This window comes from Nocardia sp. JCM 34519.1, from assembly GCF_020361265.1.
Classification (GTDB): domain Bacteria; phylum Actinomycetota; class Actinomycetes; order Mycobacteriales; family Mycobacteriaceae; genus Nocardia; species Nocardia arthritidis_A.
This window is the reverse complement of record NZ_JAIRBR010000011.1, coordinates 42776-59130: the sequence shown is the minus strand read 5'-3', so window position 1 is coordinate 59130 and position 16355 is coordinate 42776. Positions and strand designations below refer to the sequence as shown.

Genomic DNA, 16355 nt, shown 5'->3' with positions numbered 1-16355 from the left:
GACCCGCAGAGGCGGAAAACCGCCTCTGACCTGGTCGGGCTGACAGGATTTGAACCTGCGACCACTTGACCCCCAGTCAAGTGCGCTACCAAACTGCGCCACAGCCCGTTGCACCGGTTGTTTTGGGTGCTCGAAGAGATTACCTCAGGGTGTTGCGTCACGACGAATCGCCTGGAAGATGGGTGTTTTGTGGGGTGGCGGTCGTCGCCAAATGGGCTGCCCGCGTGGCTACTTCGGTGGCGGAGGCGGGGTTTTGGCCGGTGATGAGGTGGCCGTCGGTGATTACGTGGGGGAGGAAGCTCGGTCCTGTGGTGATGTCGGCGCCGCGGGCGGCGAGTTCGTCGGCGAGGAGGTAGGGGACGTGGCGGGTCATGCCGACGGCGCGTTCTTCCGCGTTGGTGAAGCAGGTGATTTTTTTGCCGACTACCAGGGTGCCGGCGTTGAGGAGGGCCGCTGGGCCGTGGCAGACGGTGGCGATGACGCTGCCGGCTTCGTGGTGTCGTCGGATCAGGTGGGCCAGGTCGGTGGCGTCCGGGAAGTCCAGTGCGGCGCCGTGTCCGCCTGCGAGGAAGAGGATGGCGGCGGGCTCGATTTCGGATGGTCGTGCGGTGTGGGCGAGTTTGGTGCGCATTTGTGGGTCGCGGAAGAAGGCTCGCTGCACCGGATCTCGTTCGTCGATCGCCTCGAGTGGTGGGCGGCCGCCGCGCACCGATACCGTGTCGACTTGGAAGCCGTTGTCGCGGAATACTTTCCAGGCGTCGGCTAGTTCCGATGCGTAGGCGCCGGTGGGTCGGTCGCCGATGCGGTCGCAGCTTGTCATGGCGAGGATGGCGCGCATGGTCAATCCTTGTGTTCGGCGAGGGCGGCCAGCGTTTCGACCGATCGTGGGATGCCCGCGGTGAGCGCGGGGCCGAAGCTGTGGCCGAAGTGGTCCGCGGCCGGTCCGACCAGTTCGGCGCGGTGGGTGATTCTGGTGCGTCCGTCGGGCAGTGCGGTGAGGGTGTTGACGAGGCGCAGGGTGACGGTGTCGGCGATTTCGGTTTCCGAGACGTAGCCGGTGTTCTCGGTGGCGGCGGCGATGCGCAGGGGCAGTGGTTCCTGGCCGGTGGGGGTGAGTTCGCCGGTGGCGCCCGCGGTGAACGGGCCGTTCAGCCGGACCTGTTCGACGGCGTTGTTCCAGGTGGGCCAGTGCGAAACGTCGGTGTAGAGCCGCCAGATGGCGGCGGGTTCGGCGGATGTTTCGACGCTGTGTTCAAAGGTCCACATCGGAGGTTGCCTCCTCGATCAGGCCGCGCTCGCGCGCGACGGATGCCAGTTCGTCGACGGTGCCCGCCATCAGCACCGGCAGGTGTGCGGTGACCTCGTCGACCGGCCAGTCCCACCAGGCGATCCGGCGCAGCAGCGCGATTCGCTCCGCGTCGAACCGCAGCCGCACCAGCCGGGCCGGATTGCCCGCGACGATCCCGTAGTCCGGAACATCCACTGTGACAACGGATCTGGCGGCGACGATCGCGCCGTCGCCGATTCGCACGCCGGGCATGATGACGGCCTCCTGCCCGATCCACACGTCGTTGCCGACGACGGTGTCGCCGCGGTAGGGGCGGTCGCGGAAGAGTTCGGCCGCCTGTGTCCATGCCCCGCCCAACAGCGGGAACGGATAGGTGGATACGCCGGTCACCCGGTGGTTGGCGGCGTTCATGAAGAATTGGACGCGCCGGGCCAGCGCGCAGTATCTGCCGATCACCAGCCGGTCCGGCCCGTAGTGGAACAGGATGTTGTTGCGTTCGAAGCCGGTCGGGTCGTCGGGGTCGTCGTAGTAGGTGTAGTCGCCGACCTCGGTGAGCTCCGACTGCACGAGCGGTTTGAGGAAGACCACCCGCTGCAGTTCGATCGCACCACCCGCACGCGGGCTGTACAGGGCGGGGTAGAGCCGGTCGGGATCCGGCGCCGCCAGCTCGCTCATGCCGTCCGCCATTCGATCGGCAGATGTTTGATGCCGTTCTGGAAGTTCGACCGCAGCCGCTGAGGTTCACCGGCGAGTTCGACCTCACCCAGCTGTTCGAGCACTGCGGCGAACATCGCGCGCATCTGAGTTCGGGCCAGATGGGCGGCGATGCAGAAATGCGGTCCGTGCCCGAATGCCAGATGGGGGTTCGGGTCGCGGGTGATGTCGAACCGGTCCGGATCCGCGAATACCCGCTCGTCCCGGTTGGCGGAGGCGAAGAAGACGACGACCTTGTCGCCCTCCTCGATGGGCACATCGCCGAGGGTGGTGTCGGCGTCGGCGGTGCGCCGGAATTGGGTGACCGGCGACCACCACCGCAGCATCTCCTCGACCGCGCTGTCGAGCAGGCCGGGATCCGCGCACAGCCTGCGATATTCGTCCGGATGCGACAGCAGCGCGAACATGCCGCCCGGCAACGCGTTTCGGACGGTTTCGTTCCCGGCCACCGAGAACAGGAAGAACACCTGCTCGAATTCGTCGAGGGTGACCCGGTCGGCCTGCTGCAGCAGGATCGACATGATGTCGTCGCCGGGATGGCGACGCCGATATTCGCCCAGCGCACGCGCGTACGCGTAGAGATCGGCCATGCCGAACGGATGCCGCGAGTCCGGCATCCTGCCGTCCGCGTCGGGTTGCGGGCGCACCCGCAGCGCGGCGCGGGCCATCGGGCTGGCGTTGGCGACGTCGAAGGCGTCGCTGGCGTTGTATTCGGCGTCGAGCAGGCCGATCACCCGGTTGCTCCAGTCGAACATGAGCCATCGGTCCGACTCGGGTATGCCGAGCAGATCCGCGAGGCTCAGCAGCGGCAGGTCCGCGGCGATATCGCGGGCGAAATCGGCAGCACCGCGTCGCGCCACCGCGGCGACCAGGCGATCGGCGTGCTCGCGGATGCGTTCCTCCAGCATGGCGACCGCGCGCGGGGTGAACGAGCGGGCCAGCAGACCGCGGATCCGGCCGTGGTCGGGCGGATCCATATTGATCATCATCCGGCGCAGCGGTCCGAGCAGTTGCGGCGTCGCGTCGTAGATCTGGGTCAGGCCGCGGCTGGACGAGAAGAGCCGCGGCGTGCGCAGTACGACCTGTGCCTCGGCGTGGCGCAGCACGGCCCAGAAGCCGGGGCCGGGTGCGAGGTGGTCGACGGCGGGTTCCTCGACCCATACCGCGGCGGCCGCATGCCGCAGCCTGGCGAACGCCTCGTGCGGCACGCCGCGCACGTAGCTGTCGGGATGGAAGATGGCCGTGGTGTCGTCGATATCGTTGCGGGTCATGGGGATACCTCGGCGAGCGCGATGTTGTGGTTGAAGCGGAACATGTTGTCCGGGTCGCAGCGCGCCTTGACGGCGGCGAGCCGGGCGAGGCGGCGGTCGTCCCAGCACGCGCGCACCCGATCGGTGTCCTCGTCGTCACCGACGAGGTTCAGATAGGTGTTGCCGTGGCTGAAGGCGCGCAGCGTGCGGCCGGCCGCCCTGGCCCAGTCGCGGCAGCGTTCGGTGTCGGCGGGGCCCTGCCACTGACCCATCACGTGGATCAGCCAGCTCTCCGTGCGTTGCGCGAAAGCCGTTGCGTCCGTGGGGATTCTGGTCGGTGCGGCGTTGAAGGGGATCACCTCGACGATCGAATGCCCCGAGGGCAGGGTGGCGCCGATCTCGGCGACGGCATCGATTTCCGCGGCGCCGAAGGCGGGCAGATATTCGCCGGTCCAATAGTTGAGGCCGCCGAAGGGGTTGAGCGGATCCAGCAGCGACTGCACGCCGGTGTAGTCCATCGGCGCGACGAAGTCGACGATCGGCGTGCCGAACGCGCGGATCGGCCGGATCGCCTCGGCGCCCGCCTCGGCCGTGCCCGCGTATCGGACGAAGATGCCGATCACCCGTTTTCCGATGTGTTCGGCCGGAAAGACGGGGATGGGCGGCACATGCTGGAAGATCGCGTCGGCGCTGAGCTCCTCCGGCGCGTCGGCGATGAAATCGCGCAGGAAGGCCAAAACCTCGGCGGCCCGGTCTATCGGATAGGCGATGAGCCCGCCGTAGACGGTGGTCACCGGGTGGGCCCGGAATTCGAATGAGGTGACGACGCCGAAGTTCCCGCCGCCGCCGCGCAGCGCCCAGAACAGCTCCGCATCCTCGGTCTCGCTGGCCCGCACCAGCGAACCGTCCGCGGTGACGATATCGGCCGACAAGAGGTTATCGCAGGTGAGGCCGTATTTTCGTTGCAGCATGCCCATGCCGCCGCTGAGCGTGAGCCCGGCTATCCCGGTTTTGGACACCTGCCCGCTCGGGGTGGCGAGCCCGTGCAGCTGGGTTTCGCGGTCCAGATCGCCGAGCGTCGCACCGCCCTGGACGCGGACGGTGCGCCGCAGCGGATCGGTGCGGACGCCCCGCATCATGGACAGGTCGACGAGCAGCCCGCCGTCGCAGGTGCCGTGCCCGGCCACGCTGTGCCCGCCGCCGCGGATCGCCACCGGCAGCCCCTCCGCGACGGCGAATCGCAGGGCGGCGCGGATGTCGGCGGCGCCGATACAGCGGACGATGAGCGCGGGCTTGCGGTCGATGAGCCCGTTGTGCACCGCGCGGGCGCGGTCGTATCCCGGCTCGCCGGGAACTATGACGGTACCGGCCAAACCGGCACGAAATGGCTGAATCACGTTGTCGTCCATGGGTTCTCCAGATTCAGGCCGAGACGGCGGGCAATTGGTCGAGGAAGGTGCGCAACCGTTCGTCGGGCAGTTCGGCGTCGGTGAGCGTGCCGTCGCGGAAGGACTGGTAGGCCGAGAGATCGAAATGCGCGTGGCCGGTGACGAGCAAGAGGATCGTTTTCGCGGTGCCCGTCTCCCGGCAGCGTTCGGCCTCGTCGAGGCAGGCGGCGACGGCGTGATTGGATTCGGGTGCGGGCAGAATGCCCTCCGCCGCCGCGAAACGCACTCCGGCGGTGAAACATTCACGCTGCGACTTGGCGACCGCCTCGATCAGCCCGGTGTGGTAGGCGTACGAAATCAGCGGCGACATACCGTGATAGCGCAGCCCGCCCGCGTGAATCGCCTCGGGTACGAACGCATGCCCGACGGTGTACATCTTCATCAGCGGCGTCAGCCCCTGCGAATCGCCGTGGTCCCAGGCGTAGCGGCCGCGGGTCAGCGCCGGACATGCGGTGGGTTCCACCGCGAGCGCGCGGATATCGCGTCCGCCCGTTAGCTTTTCGCGCAGGAACGGAAAGGCGAGTCCGCCCATGCTCGATCCGCCGCCGACGCAGCTGATCAAGACGTCCGGGTAGTCATCGACCAGCGCGAATTGCTTCAGCGCCTCCTCGCCGATGACGGTCTGATGCAGCAGAACATGTCCGGCGGTGCTGCCGAGCGCGTACCCGACCGCCGGATCGGCGAGCGCGACCTCGACCGCCTCGCTGACCGCCAGCCCGATGCTGCCGCGGGTATTGCCATCGGCCTGGGCGCGGCGGCCGGTCTCGGTCACCGCCGACGGGCTGCGGTGCACGGTGGCGCCGAACGCCTCCATGAGCACCTTGCGGTAGGGCTTCTGATCGTAGGAGCTGCCGGTCCACCACACCTCGCAGCCGACGCCGAACTGGGCGCAGGCGAAGGCGAGCGCCGCACCCCACTGACCGGCTCCGGTCTCGGTGGTGAGCCGTTCGATACCCGCCGCCTTGTTGTAGAACACCTGTGGCACAGCGGTATTCACCTTGTGCGAGCCCGTCGGGCTGACGCCCTCGTACTTGTAGTAGATGCGGGCGGGCGTGTCGAGCATGCGTTCCAGCGCTCGGGCCCGGAACAGCGGTGTCGGCCGCCAAAGCCGGTAGATATCCCGGACGACGGATGGGATCTCGAGGTATCGCTGCGTCGACCCGTCCTGTTCGAGCAGGCCGATCGCGGAGAGGCTGGTCATCTCCCGCGCGGTCATCGGTTGGTGGGTTCGCGGATGCAGTGGACGCGGCGGGCGTTCCGGTAGGTCGGCGACGATGTTGTACCAGTGGGTCGGCAGCTCCGACTCGTCGAGCAGGTACTTGACCTGATCGGTCATCACAATCTCCGGTATCGAAAGTGGTTGCTAGCGCGCGGGTGTCACGGCCATGGGCCGGTTCGGGGCGCCGTTGCCGAGCCGCTGTCCGCGCAGGAAGCGTTCGAACTTCTCGTGGAAGTCGTCGGGTGCGCGCATGCGCAGGCCGCGCTCGCGGTCCACCAGGGCGTGCCCGGATCTGGCCTCGGCGAGCAGTTGGCCGCCCTTGCGGCGGTAGATCTCGTAGTGGCAGTCCAGCCGCGCGGTGGGCGTCGTGGCCCAGGTCCGGATGACGATCTCGTCGAGGTACCGGGCCGACGCGTGGTAGCGGATGTGGAACTCGGTGGTGGTGATCAGGTAGTTCCAGAAGTCGACGCCGACCGCGAGGGCGAACGCCTCCCGGCCGAGATCGCACCAGGCCATGTAGTTGCCGTAGTAGGCGTGCTGTTGACCGTCGCATTCGGACCAGCGGACGGTGGTGCTGGTTTCGACGTAGCCCCAGCGCATCACCTTCGGCGCCGATTCGACCCAACGTGGCATATGTCCTCCTCGGTCTCGCCGAACGCGCGCGATACGGTGCACGGCGGACGAATCCCCTGAATTTCCGGCCCGAATTCGGGTGCGCTGAACTTCGCGTCGGGAGTTCGGTCCACCGGCTCGGGTCGTGTTGAATGGAGAATGCTGGAATTCTCCGCATTTGTCAATGAAGCCCCATTTTCTGGGGCATAATAACTGGTATGACCGCCTCATGTCCGATATGTATAACACCAGCTAGATAGTGGTTATTGCGCAAATATTTCACATATCATTTATTGCGCGAAAGACGCTGGCCAGAAAGCTTTGATCTTTCCTTCATCGGTGTTTCCCAGTGACTTCCAAGAAAATTCGACCGCTTGACATCGCCGTTTTCGTATTTCTAGACTCGGGTACGCCGACCGGCGATTCGATAATTGTCCGTAAGTTATGTCGCCGGTTGGTCGTTTCGGTAAATCTGGGGGTTTTCGCCTTGACATCGAACCAACTCGCGCCGCGCTGGCGGACCGCCGGTCATCGCCTCGCCGTCGACGGCATGGGCGCCCGCCGGATCCACCGGGCCGGAATCGACCTCGGCGATGTCGCGCGCATCGACGTCGCGGTCCGGCGCCGCGGCGACGACCTGGCCCGGCGCGTGTGCACCACCGCCGAACTGGCCGCGCTGGACGATCCCATAGCCGGGCTGACCGCCCTGTTCAGCATGAAGGAAAGCGTGGTGAAGGTGCTCGGTGGCATGCCGCGCGGCGGGCGCTACACCGATATCGATATCGGCCCGGCCGCCGAGGTCCGGCCGATCGCGCTGCGCGGCGAATTCGCCCGGTGGGCGGACCGGAACGCGGTGACGCTCGTCGCGGGATATACCGAGGTCGCGCCCCGGCTCCTGCTCTCGTGGGCGCTGGCATCGACCGAGGACGGCGCGCGATGAATCCGCTCGAGCCCGCATTCGTCTTTCCCGGACAGGGCAGCCAATATCCGGGCATGGGCCGCGAGTTGGCCCGCTGCGATGCGGCGGCGCTGCGGCTGATACCGATGGCCGAAGAGGTCAGCGGGCTGCCGGTCGCGGAGCTGCTGCACCGGGCCGACGCGGCGACCATCGCCGATCCGGCGATCGCGCAGCTGCTGGTCTTCGTCTCGTCCTCGGTGCTGTACACCCACCTGACCGGGCTCGGCTATCGGCCGAGCGCGGTCGCCGGGCACAGCCTCGGCGAATATTCGGCGCTGGTGGCCTGCGGCGGCCTCGAGTGGACGGACGCGCTGGCGCTGGTGGTGGCCCGCGGTCGCGCGATGGCCGATGCGGCCGCCGACGCGCCCGGCGCAATGGCCGCGCTGGTCGGCCTGCCGATGCCGGAGGTGCTGCGGCTCTGCGCCGATACGCGGGCCCACGAGGTCGCCGTGCCGGCCAATATCAACTCCGACCGGCAGGTCGTCGTCTCCGGCTCACCCGAGGTGATCGACCGCCTGGTCGCGACGGCGAAATGTCGAGGAGCATTGCGCGCCAAGCGATTACCGGTCGGCGGCGCCTACCACTCACCGCTGATGGACGAGGCCGAAACGGCGTTCGCGGCGCGGCTGCTCGTCGCGCCGCTGCGCGCGCCGCGGCTGCCCTTCGTCTCCAGCGTCACCGCGGACTGGGTCACAGACGTCGCCGCCTACCGCGCCGAGCTGCTGCGCCAGATGACCAGCCCGGTGCGGTGGCGCGACACCTTCCGCACCATGCTCGACGCGGGCATCCGCACCTTCGTCGAGGTCGGTCCCGGCCGGACGTTGACCGGACTCGATCGGGAGATGAACCGCGAGGCCCGTCATCTCACCGCGCAGGAGGCGCTGTACCCTCGCGCGATCATCGGCGAAGGCGCGGTGCGGCGATGAGCGTGCGGGACCGGATCGCGCTGGTGACCGGCGCGACGAAAGGGATCGGCCTGGCGATCGCGCGGGACCTCGCCGCCGAGGGCGCGACCGTCCTGCTCAACTACCGCTCCGACACCGAGCGTGCCGAGCAGGCGCTGCGGCAGGTCGCGGCCGTCGGTCCGAAGGCGGAACTCATTCAGGCCGACGTCGCCGACCCCGACGCGGTCGCGGCGATGTTCCGGCGGATTCGCACCGACCACGGCCGGCTCGACCTGCTCGTCAACAACGCAGGCATCACCGCCGACGGTTACGCACTGATGCTGGGCGACGCGAAATGGCAGCGCGTCATCGGCACCGATCTCACCGGCGCATTCCTGTGCTGTCGCGCCGCCGGGCGGCTGATGGTCCGGCAGCGCGGTGGCGCGATCGTCGTGGTGAGCTCCACCAGCGCCGTGAACGCCCCTGCGGGCCAAGCGAATTACGCGGCCGCGAAGGCGGGTCTGCAGGCGATGGTCCGGGTGCTCGCCAAGGAATTCGGCGAGCACGGCGTCCGGGTGAATGCTGTACTGCCCGGCTTCGTCGACACCGCGATGACCCGCGGCATGCCGGGTGACCAACTCACCAACTATCTCGCCCACGTGCCGCTCGGGCGAATCGGCCGCCCCGAGGATGTGGCGGCCCCGGTGCGCTTCCTGCTCGACGACGAGCAGAGCGCGTACGTCACCGGCGCATCGCTACTCATCGACGGCGGACTCACCGCATGAAATCACCAGGAGGACAACGACAATGGCCATGACACTCACCGAAGCCCGGGCCCGCGGCGACGCCCGCGACGAACTGTGCGGACAGGTCAAGCGACTGCTGGTGGAGCGGCTCGCGCTGGAGATCGAACCCGAATTGATCGGCGACGATCAGCCGCTGTTCGGTCGCGGGCTCGAACTCGACTCCATCGACACCCTCGAGCTGGCGATGGCGATCGAGGACGAATTCGGGGTCGTCATCACCGATGACGAGACCGAGATCCTGATGTCGCTGAACCGGCTCGTCGATCACGTCGAGGCGAACCGCACGTGAGTGAGCCGTTGACCGCCGACGATGTACTCCGGCTGCTGCCGCACCGGCATCCGTTCTTCCTGCTGGACCGGGTGACGGAGCTGGAACCCGGTGTCCGTGCGGTGGCCATCAAGAACATCAGCGCCGCCGACGGCGTGCTCGCCGGACACTTCCCGGGCCGGATGCTCTATCCGGGCGTCCTGCTCGTCGAATGCGTCGCCCAGCTCGCCGCGGTGATCTACGGGACGGGCGCGCTGGCCGCGGCGGGCGCGGACCTCGGGGACGTCGCCGAGCGGGTCGGCTATCTGGCCGAGATCAAACAGACGAAATTTCTCAAGACCGTCACCCCGGGCGATCAGGTGGTGATCCGGGCCCAGAGCGGACCGCGGCTGGGCCGCTTGATCTCCGTACAGGGCCAGGCATCAGTCGGCCGCGACGTGGTGATGACCACCCGGCTCGTGGTGACCGACCGGGGCGACACCGATGGCAGCGGGCAAGGAGCACGCAGATGAAAACAGATATCGATGTGAGCACCGGTTACCGGGCACTGCGCCACGGCACCGGTCTGCTCGACCACGCGGGTACCGGCCTGTTCCGGGTGGCCGGTCCGGGGGCCGGGAAATTCGTCGGCACGGCATCGTCGCGCAACGCCGACTTCCTGTTGGAGGGTCAGATCGCGGTGGCGCTGCTGCTGCGCGCGGACGGCACCGTCGTCGCGGAGGCGCTGATCCACTGCGACGGCGCGGAATACCTGCTCGAGGTGTGGCCCGCGCAGCGGGATGCGGCCGCCGAACATCTGCGTGCCCTCGCCGAGACCGTGCCGGATGTGACCGTCACCGATGTCGGCGAGCAATACCGGGTCTTGGCGGTCGAGGGGCCCGAGTCGTATCGGATCGCCAAGAAGTACCTGTCGTTTCCTATCTCCTCGATGGCCTACCGCAGTTTCGCGGTCGAGCGGTGGAACGACGCCGACCTGCTGATCTCCCGTACCGGCGTCACCGGCGAGTACGGCTACAAACTGCACGCACCCGCCGAGGCGGCGGACGAGCTGTCTGCCGAACTCGCCGAACTCGGTGCGCAGCCGGCCGGACCGGACGCGCTCGACATCTGCCGGATGGAGATGCGCTTCGTCAACCTGGAGCGCGAGGGCGGTCCCGACCCGTTCACGCCGTTCGATGTCGGATTGCAGTGGATGGTCGATTTCCAGCACGACTTTCTCGGAAGGGATGCGGCGCTGCGGATCTGGGAGCAGGGGCTCGAACGATCACCCATCTGCTGGAAGGCGGATGCGAGCGTGACCGCCGTCCCGGAGCGCGGTGCGCCGCTGATCATCGGTGGGTTCGTGGTCGGCGCGGTCTCGCACGCGGTCTGGTCGCCATCGCTGGAGCGGGTCATCGGCACCGCGCGGGTCGACCGCGCGGTGGCGGCCTCCGGCATCGAATTCCTGGTCGACGACGCGCAGGCGCGCAGCATCTCCGCGCCGTTCCTGGTGCCGTCCAGCTTCGGCCGTCCGCTGGAGTAGTGATGACGACGCGCAGCGAAGAACGGGTTGCGGTCACCGGACTGGCGATCAGCTGCTCACTCGGCACCGACACCGAGACGGTGTGGCGGGCGATCCGCGAGGGACGGCGCGGGATCCGGCTGCTGCGCCGGTTCGACGTGCCGACGCTGAGCTGCCGGTACAGCGGTGAAATGGATGAGGTGCCGATTCCGGCGCGGCGTCCGCGCGGGCGGCTGGACCGGGCGAGCAGGCTGGCCCTCGCGGTCGCGGACGAGGCGGTCGGCGCGGCCGGGCTCGATATCGCCGCGCTCGACCCGTACCGGATCGGCGTCGCGCTCGGCACCTCGGTGGGTGGGTTGGACGAAGGGGAGCGGTTCCATCGGGAATTCCTCGACGGCGGCGCGCCCGCCGCGCGCAGGCATCACCTGCTGGTCTATCCGCTCTACACGGCGGCCGATGCGGTGAGCGCCGCGTTCGGGTTGCGCGGCCCCAAGGCGGTTATCTCCAATGCCTGTGCGGCAGGGGCGAATTCGATCGGTTACGCGGTGGATATGATCCGCGAGGACCGCGCCGACGCGATGCTGGCCGGCGGCGTCGACGTGCTGGACATCCTGTCGATGGCCGGCTTCTCCAGCCTCGACGCGCTCGATCCCGAACCCTGCGCACCCTATTCGCGCAGTACGGGTCTGAACCTGGGCGAGGGCGCGGCGATGCTGATGCTGGAGGCGGAATCGGCGGCGCGGGCGCGCGGCGCGACCATCATCTGCTATCTGCAGGGATATACGTTGACCAGCGACGCCCACCATGCCACCGCGCCGGAACCCGGCGGCAGCGGCGCGCTGCGGGCGATGCGGGGCACGCTGGCGCAGGCCGGGCTCGCCCCGGACGCGGTCGACTACATCAACGGTCACGGCACCGGCACACCGGCGAACGACAGCGCCGAGCGCAAGGCGATCGACACCCTCGTCGGCGCCGCGTCGCGAACACCGGTGAGCAGCACCAAATCTCAAGTCGGTCATATGCTCGGCGCCGCGGGCGCGATCGAGGCCGCGGTGTGCGCTCTCGCGCTGCGCGATCAGGTGTTGCCGCCCACCATCAACGTCGCCGATCCGGCGGCGCAGCGCCGGGATATCGTGCCGAACCGGGCGCGCCCGGCCGCCGCGGATGTGGTGCTGTCGAATTCGTTCGCCTTCGGCGGCAACAACTGTTCGCTGCTGTTGACCCGGCGCCCGTATGACGTCCCGCGGCGGCCGGATCGCCGGGTCGTGCTGACCGGCGCGGGTGTGGTTTCACCGATCGGGTTGGGCCGCAGCGGTTTTCAAGACGCGCTGCGGGCGGGCGCGACCGGCATCGCCCCGGCCCGGTCGATCGACACTGGCGGCTGCGGCAGCAAGCTGGTCGCGGAGATCACCGACACCGGCTACCGCGCCTACGTGGACCGGTCCTATGCGCGCAGGCTCGATCAGCTCGGATTGCTCGTGCTGTCCGCCTCGCGGATGGCGCTCGACGACGCCGGACTCAAGATCACCCGGGCGAACAGCGAGCGGGCCGGCATGGTGTTCGGCACATACACCGGTCCGCTGGAGACGGTCGGCGCGCTCACCCGCACCATCCAGACCAGCGGTCCGCACAAGGTCAGCCCGCGGCTGTTCCCGAATTCGGTGATGAACGCCGCCGCCGGGCATGCCTGCCTATCCCTGCAATTGAAGGGCCCGCTGTCCACGCTGGCCACCGGAACCGCTTCCGGCGCACTGGGTTTGGGCTACGCGGTGGATCTGGTGCGGCGCGGGGCCGCCGAGGTGATGCTCGCGGTGGCCGCCGACGAACTGACCTCGCTGCTACACCTCGGATACGACCGGCTCGGCCTGCTCTCCAACAACGGCCCCCGGCCGTACGACATGGCCAGGGACGGCTGTGTGCTCGGTGCGGGCAGCGTCGCGCTGATCGTCGAATCGCTGGAGCACGCGCTGGAGCGCGGCGCGACGATCCTGGCGGAGGTGACCGGTCAGGCCGTCACCTCCGACGCTTACCGGATAGCAGGCAACGAACCGTCCGGGGTGGCGTGGGCGGAGAGCTTCCGCCGCGCACTGGCCGACGCCGGTCTGGCCGCCGACGAGGTTTGCGCGATATACGGTGACGCCCGCGGCGTGCGGGTGCTGGATCGGGCCGAGGCCAGGGCCATCGCCGCGGTGTGGCCCGGCGGCGGCGTGCGGGTGGCGGATCTGTCCGGGCAGGTCGGTCATGTGCACAGCGTGACGCCGCTGCTCTCGGCGGTGGCCGCGCTGGAAACCTGTGCGACCGGCTGGGTGCCCCGGGTGTACGCGCTCAGCGATCCGGTGCCCGAATTCGCCGGGCACCCAGGCTATTTCGCCGGGGCGGCCGATCCGCCAGGGCCGTGCGTGATCTCGGCGGCCAATTGGGGCGGGACATACGCGACCGTCATCGTCGGACCGTACCGGTGAACGTCACCTACGAGATCTGCTCGCTCGCCGACCTGCCCGGCCGGGCCGATCCGCTGTGGCGGGAGTGGCTGACGGCGGCGGAACTCGCCTACTGCAACGGTTTTCGGCGCGCCGAGGAGCATCTGGCGGTCCGGCTGCTGGCCAAGCGCGCGGCGGCCCGGGCGCTCGATCGGACCGCGGTGCCGTGGACCGACCTCGCGGTGCTCCGCTCGCCGGGCGGTCCGCCGAGGCTGATCGCGGGCGGCGAACTGGATCGGGTGCCCGGGATCTCGCTGACCCACGCGGGCGGTCACGCGGCGGCCATCGCCTGGCTGCCGGGGGAGCGCTGATCGTATGACGGGTGCGGCAGTCGCGATCGTCACCGGCGCGGCCGGTGGCATCGGGCGCGCCATCGCCGCCGAATTCGCCACGGCGGGAGCGGGTCTCGTGCTGGGTGATATCGATGCCGAGGCCTGCGCCCGCACCGCGGCGGCGATTACCGCCGAGGCGCCCGCCGCCCGCGTCGTCGCCGCCGGACTGGATGTCACGTCCACCGGTGACTGGGATCGGATCGTTCGGCTGGCCCGGCGCCGCTTCGGCTACCCGTCGATCCTGGTCAACAACGCCGGGGTGCTCGGCATACACGGGCTGACCGGGGTGTCGGAGGCGGAGTGGCAGCGGGTCGTCGACGTCGGTCAGCGCGGCACCTGGCTCGGTATGCGGGCGGTCGCGCCGTCGATGAGCCTGGCCGGGGGCGGCGCGATCGTCAACGTCGGTTCCGTGCTCGGTCTGGTCGGGACCGGCGCCGCATTCGCCTACAGCGCGGCGAAGGGGGCGGTGCGAGCGATGACGGTGTCGGCGGCGATCGAGCTTGCGCCGCTTGGTATCCGGGTGAATGCCGTATCTCCCGGTCTGGTGCACACCCCGATGACCGACGGGCTCCCGTCCGGATTCGTCTCCGCGTTCATGGCGGCAACTCCGTTGGGCCGCAAGGCGAATGCGGTTGAGGTTGCGCGCGTCGTGCGGTTCCTCGCCTCGGACGAGGCGTCCTACGTCACCGGCGCGGAACTGCCGGTCGACGGCGGGTATACCGCCCGATGACATTCGCCGACAACATCTTTCACAGCCCAGGAGGCTTTCGTGTGTGGTATCACCGGTTGGGTCGACTGGCATCGTGATCTCACCATGTCGGGTGCGATCGTCGACGCCATGACCGAAACACTCGCCTGCCGCGGCCCGGACGCGCGCGGTACATGGCTTTCCCCGCGCGCGGCGATCGGGCACCGGCGGCTCGCGGTCATCGATATCGATGGCGGCGCGCAGCCGATGATCGCCGAACGCGGCGGTCGTCCCGTCGTGCTCACCTACAGCGGCGAGGTGTACAACTATCGCGAATTGCGTGCCGAATTGCGTTGTCGGGGACACTATTTCGATACGGAGTCGGATACCGAGGTGGTGCTGCGCGCCTACCTCGAGTGGGGTGCGGATTTCGTCACCCGGCTCAACGGCATGTTCGGCCTGGCGATCTGGGATGCGTGGCGGCAGGAGCTGCTGCTGGTGCGCGACCGGCCCGGCGTGAAGCCGCTCTACTACCACGAATACGACGGCGGGGTGATCTTCGGCTCGGAACCGAAAGCGCTGCTGGCCAATCCGGACTTCGACGCGGTACTCGACGATGCCGGGCTGGTGCGGTTGTTCGCGCTCTTCGGCACCGCGACACCGGGCGAGGGCGTGCTGCGCGGTCTGCGCGAGGTGCGGCCGGGCACCCTGGTCCGGATCACCCGCGAGGGTACGCGGCATTCGCGGTATTGGGAGCTGGTCAGCGCGCCGCACCCCGACGACGCGGCGACAACGGTGCGGCGGGTACGTGAGCTGCTCGCGGATACCGTTGCGCATCAGCTGATTTCGGATGTTCCGCTGTGTGCGCTCGTCTCCGGCGGTGTCGACTCCAGTGCCATCGCCGCGCTCGCCGCCGACCGGATGGGCGGTGCGAAGCTGTCCACCTACGCGGTCGATTTCCGGGACAGCGAACGGGATTTCGCGGCGGATGTGGCGCGGCCGAGCCGGGACGCCCCGTTCGTGCGCGAGCTGGTCGCGCATATCGGTTCGCACCACACCGACGTCGTCCTGGACACGCCGGATCTGCTCACCGTGCAGGACATCGCCAGCCGCGCACGCGATCTGCCCTGCCTCGGCGATCTGGACGCGTCGCTGTATCTGCTGTTCCACGCCATCGCCGGGCGTTCGACGGTGGCCCTCTCGGGTGAGTCCGCGGACGAGGTATTCGGCGGCTACTGGTGGTTCCACGACGAAAACGCCCGTCGGCGTGCCGGTTTCCCGTGGTCGATGGATGACGTCGGTTTCGCGGCCGTACTGTCGCCCGCGATCAAGGACCGGATCGATCCCGGGGAGTACGTACGTGATCGTTACGCCGAGGCGCTGGCCGAGGTGCCGCGACTGCCCGGGGAGAGCGATGCGGAGCGGCGTTCGCGGGAAATGATGTACCTGGGCCTCACCCGCTTCCTGCCGGTGCTGCTCGACCGCAAGGACCGGATGAGTATGGCGGTCGGGCTCGAGGTGCGGGTGCCGTTCTGCGATCACCGGCTGGTCGAGTACCTGTGGAATGTGCCGTGGCGGATGAAGGCCGATGGCGCGCCGAAAGCGTTGCTGCGCAAGGCCGTCGCCGACCTGCTGCCCGACGCGCTGGTGTGGCGGCCGAAGAGCCAGTACCCGGCCACCGTCGACCCGGACTACGACGCCACCGTCCGCGCCCGCGCGCGCCTGCTGCTGAGCGAGGAGTCGGCGGTCGGTCCGCTGCTCGACGCCCAGCGGGTGCGCGCCCTGGTGGACGGCAGCAGCAAACGCCCGCCGTGGATGCAGCGGCTGGCGCTGGCCTACCTGTGGCAGATCGACCGCTGGCTGCGCGCATACGACGTGCGGGTGACGGTCTGAGAAGGAGTGCAATG

General features: G+C 68.8%; 17 protein-coding genes and 1 tRNA gene. 10 read left to right on the top strand and 8 right to left on the bottom strand.

The window, feature by feature from the left end:
* Window positions 1–31 precede the first annotated feature (31 nt).
* From LGY53_RS25215 to LGY53_RS25180, 8 genes are all read right to left on the bottom strand, one after another.
* Window positions 32–108 (bottom strand) — tRNA-Pro (locus tag LGY53_RS25215).
* Window positions 109–157: 49 nt separating this feature from the next.
* Entirely contained in the window at window positions 158–838 is a 681-nt protein-coding gene (locus LGY53_RS25210) for a type 1 glutamine amidotransferase domain-containing protein (RefSeq protein ID WP_225729189.1), read from the bottom strand.
* A gap of 2 nt (window positions 839–840) precedes the next feature.
* On the bottom strand, window positions 841–1266 hold the full coding sequence (locus tag LGY53_RS25205) for an SRPBCC family protein (protein ID WP_225729188.1): 426 nt from the start codon (window positions 1264–1266) through the stop codon (window positions 841–843).
* On the bottom strand, window positions 1253–1963 hold the full coding sequence (locus tag LGY53_RS25200) for a CatB-related O-acetyltransferase (protein WP_225729187.1): 711 nt from the start codon (window positions 1961–1963) through the stop codon (window positions 1253–1255). The genes LGY53_RS25205 and LGY53_RS25200 overlap by 14 nt, the downstream gene beginning before the upstream one ends.
* Window positions 1960–3273, bottom strand: coding sequence for a cytochrome P450 (locus tag LGY53_RS25195; protein WP_225729186.1), 1314 nt, complete (start codon window positions 3271–3273; stop codon window positions 1960–1962). Before LGY53_RS25195 ends, LGY53_RS25200 begins: the two co-directional genes overlap by 4 nt.
* On the bottom strand, window positions 3270–4661 hold the full coding sequence (locus LGY53_RS25190; protein WP_225729185.1) for an FAD-binding oxidoreductase: 1392 nt from the start codon (window positions 4659–4661) through the stop codon (window positions 3270–3272). The genes LGY53_RS25195 and LGY53_RS25190 overlap by 4 nt, the downstream gene beginning before the upstream one ends.
* Window positions 4662–4674: 13 nt before the next feature.
* Window positions 4675–6036, bottom strand: coding sequence for a TrpB-like pyridoxal phosphate-dependent enzyme (locus LGY53_RS25185; RefSeq protein WP_225729184.1), 1362 nt, complete (start codon window positions 6034–6036; stop codon window positions 4675–4677).
* A 27-nt stretch (window positions 6037–6063) separates the two neighbouring features.
* Complete coding sequence (locus LGY53_RS25180) at window positions 6064–6552, bottom strand: thioesterase family protein (RefSeq protein ID WP_167474381.1); 489 nt, start codon at window positions 6550–6552, stop codon at window positions 6064–6066.
* A gap of 466 nt (window positions 6553–7018) precedes the next feature.
* Here LGY53_RS25180 and LGY53_RS25175 point away from each other — a divergent pair, with 466 nt between their 5' ends.
* From LGY53_RS25175 to asnB, 10 genes are read left to right on the top strand one after another with little or no spacing between them, the layout of a single operon-like run.
* Window positions 7019–7471: a 4'-phosphopantetheinyl transferase superfamily protein gene (locus LGY53_RS25175; RefSeq protein ID WP_225729183.1), complete on the top strand. Its 453-nt coding sequence runs from the start codon at window positions 7019–7021 to the stop codon at window positions 7469–7471.
* Window positions 7468–8415: an ACP S-malonyltransferase gene (locus LGY53_RS25170; RefSeq protein WP_225729182.1), complete on the top strand. Its 948-nt coding sequence runs from the start codon at window positions 7468–7470 to the stop codon at window positions 8413–8415. Before LGY53_RS25175 ends, LGY53_RS25170 begins: the two co-directional genes overlap by 4 nt.
* Window positions 8412–9158, top strand: coding sequence for an SDR family NAD(P)-dependent oxidoreductase (locus LGY53_RS25165; RefSeq protein WP_225729181.1), 747 nt, complete (start codon window positions 8412–8414; stop codon window positions 9156–9158). The genes LGY53_RS25170 and LGY53_RS25165 overlap by 4 nt, the downstream gene beginning before the upstream one ends.
* 28 nt (window positions 9159–9186) lie before the next feature.
* Complete coding sequence (locus LGY53_RS25160) at window positions 9187–9468, top strand: phosphopantetheine-binding protein (protein WP_167479311.1); 282 nt, start codon at window positions 9187–9189, stop codon at window positions 9466–9468.
* The gene (gene fabZ, locus LGY53_RS25155; protein ID WP_225729180.1) at window positions 9465–9959 is read left to right on the top strand and encodes a 3-hydroxyacyl-ACP dehydratase FabZ; all 495 of its coding nucleotides are present in this window, start codon (window positions 9465–9467) and stop codon (window positions 9957–9959) included. The genes LGY53_RS25160 and fabZ overlap by 4 nt, the downstream gene beginning before the upstream one ends.
* A complete protein-coding gene (locus tag LGY53_RS25150) occupies window positions 9956–10969 on the top strand; it encodes a glycine cleavage T C-terminal barrel domain-containing protein (RefSeq protein WP_225729179.1) in 1014 nt (337 codons plus the stop codon). The genes fabZ and LGY53_RS25150 overlap by 4 nt, the downstream gene beginning before the upstream one ends.
* A 2-nt stretch (window positions 10970–10971) precedes the next feature.
* The gene (locus LGY53_RS25145) at window positions 10972–13410 is read left to right on the top strand and encodes a beta-ketoacyl synthase (RefSeq protein ID WP_225729178.1); all 2439 of its coding nucleotides are present in this window, start codon (window positions 10972–10974) and stop codon (window positions 13408–13410) included.
* Entirely contained in the window at window positions 13407–13739 is a 333-nt protein-coding gene (locus LGY53_RS25140; protein WP_225729177.1) for a hypothetical protein, read from the top strand. Before LGY53_RS25145 ends, LGY53_RS25140 begins: the two co-directional genes overlap by 4 nt.
* Before the next feature lie 4 nt (window positions 13740–13743).
* Complete coding sequence (locus tag LGY53_RS25135; protein ID WP_225729176.1) at window positions 13744–14490, top strand: SDR family NAD(P)-dependent oxidoreductase; 747 nt, start codon at window positions 13744–13746, stop codon at window positions 14488–14490.
* 39 nt (window positions 14491–14529) lie between these two features.
* A complete protein-coding gene (asnB, locus tag LGY53_RS25130; protein WP_225729175.1) occupies window positions 14530–16341 on the top strand; it encodes an asparagine synthase (glutamine-hydrolyzing) in 1812 nt (603 codons plus the stop codon).
* Window positions 16342–16355: the final 14 nt, after the last annotated feature.

Excerpts from the sequence above, each read along its gene's own strand:
- LGY53_RS25210 (WP_225729189.1), bottom strand. The coding sequence starts at position 838 with ATGCGCGCCATCCTCGCCATGACAAGCTGCGACCGCATCGGCGACCGA.
- LGY53_RS25145 (WP_225729178.1), top strand. The coding sequence starts at position 10,972 with ATGACGACGCGCAGCGAAGAACGGGTTGCGGTCACCGGACTGGCGATC.
- LGY53_RS25165 (WP_225729181.1), top strand. The coding sequence starts at position 8,412 with ATGAGCGTGCGGGACCGGATCGCGCTGGTGACCGGCGCGACGAAAGGG.
- LGY53_RS25190 (WP_225729185.1), bottom strand. The coding sequence starts at position 4,661 with ATGGACGACAACGTGATTCAGCCATTTCGTGCCGGTTTGGCCGGTACC.
- LGY53_RS25160 (WP_167479311.1), top strand. The coding sequence starts at position 9,187 with ATGACACTCACCGAAGCCCGGGCCCGCGGCGACGCCCGCGACGAACTG.
- LGY53_RS25195 (WP_225729186.1), bottom strand. The coding sequence starts at position 3,273 with ATGACCCGCAACGATATCGACGACACCACGGCCATCTTCCATCCCGAC.
- LGY53_RS25150 (WP_225729179.1), top strand. The coding sequence starts at position 9,956 with ATGAAAACAGATATCGATGTGAGCACCGGTTACCGGGCACTGCGCCAC.
- LGY53_RS25185 (WP_225729184.1), bottom strand. The coding sequence starts at position 6,036 with ATGACCGATCAGGTCAAGTACCTGCTCGACGAGTCGGAGCTGCCGACC.
- LGY53_RS25170 (WP_225729182.1), top strand. The coding sequence starts at position 7,468 with ATGAATCCGCTCGAGCCCGCATTCGTCTTTCCCGGACAGGGCAGCCAA.
- LGY53_RS25200 (WP_225729187.1), bottom strand. The coding sequence starts at position 1,963 with ATGAGCGAGCTGGCGGCGCCGGATCCCGACCGGCTCTACCCCGCCCTG.
- LGY53_RS25135 (WP_225729176.1), top strand. The coding sequence starts at position 13,744 with ATGACGGGTGCGGCAGTCGCGATCGTCACCGGCGCGGCCGGTGGCATC.
- LGY53_RS25180 (WP_167474381.1), bottom strand. The coding sequence starts at position 6,552 with ATGCCACGTTGGGTCGAATCGGCGCCGAAGGTGATGCGCTGGGGCTAC.
- LGY53_RS25205 (WP_225729188.1), bottom strand. The coding sequence starts at position 1,266 with ATGTGGACCTTTGAACACAGCGTCGAAACATCCGCCGAACCCGCCGCC.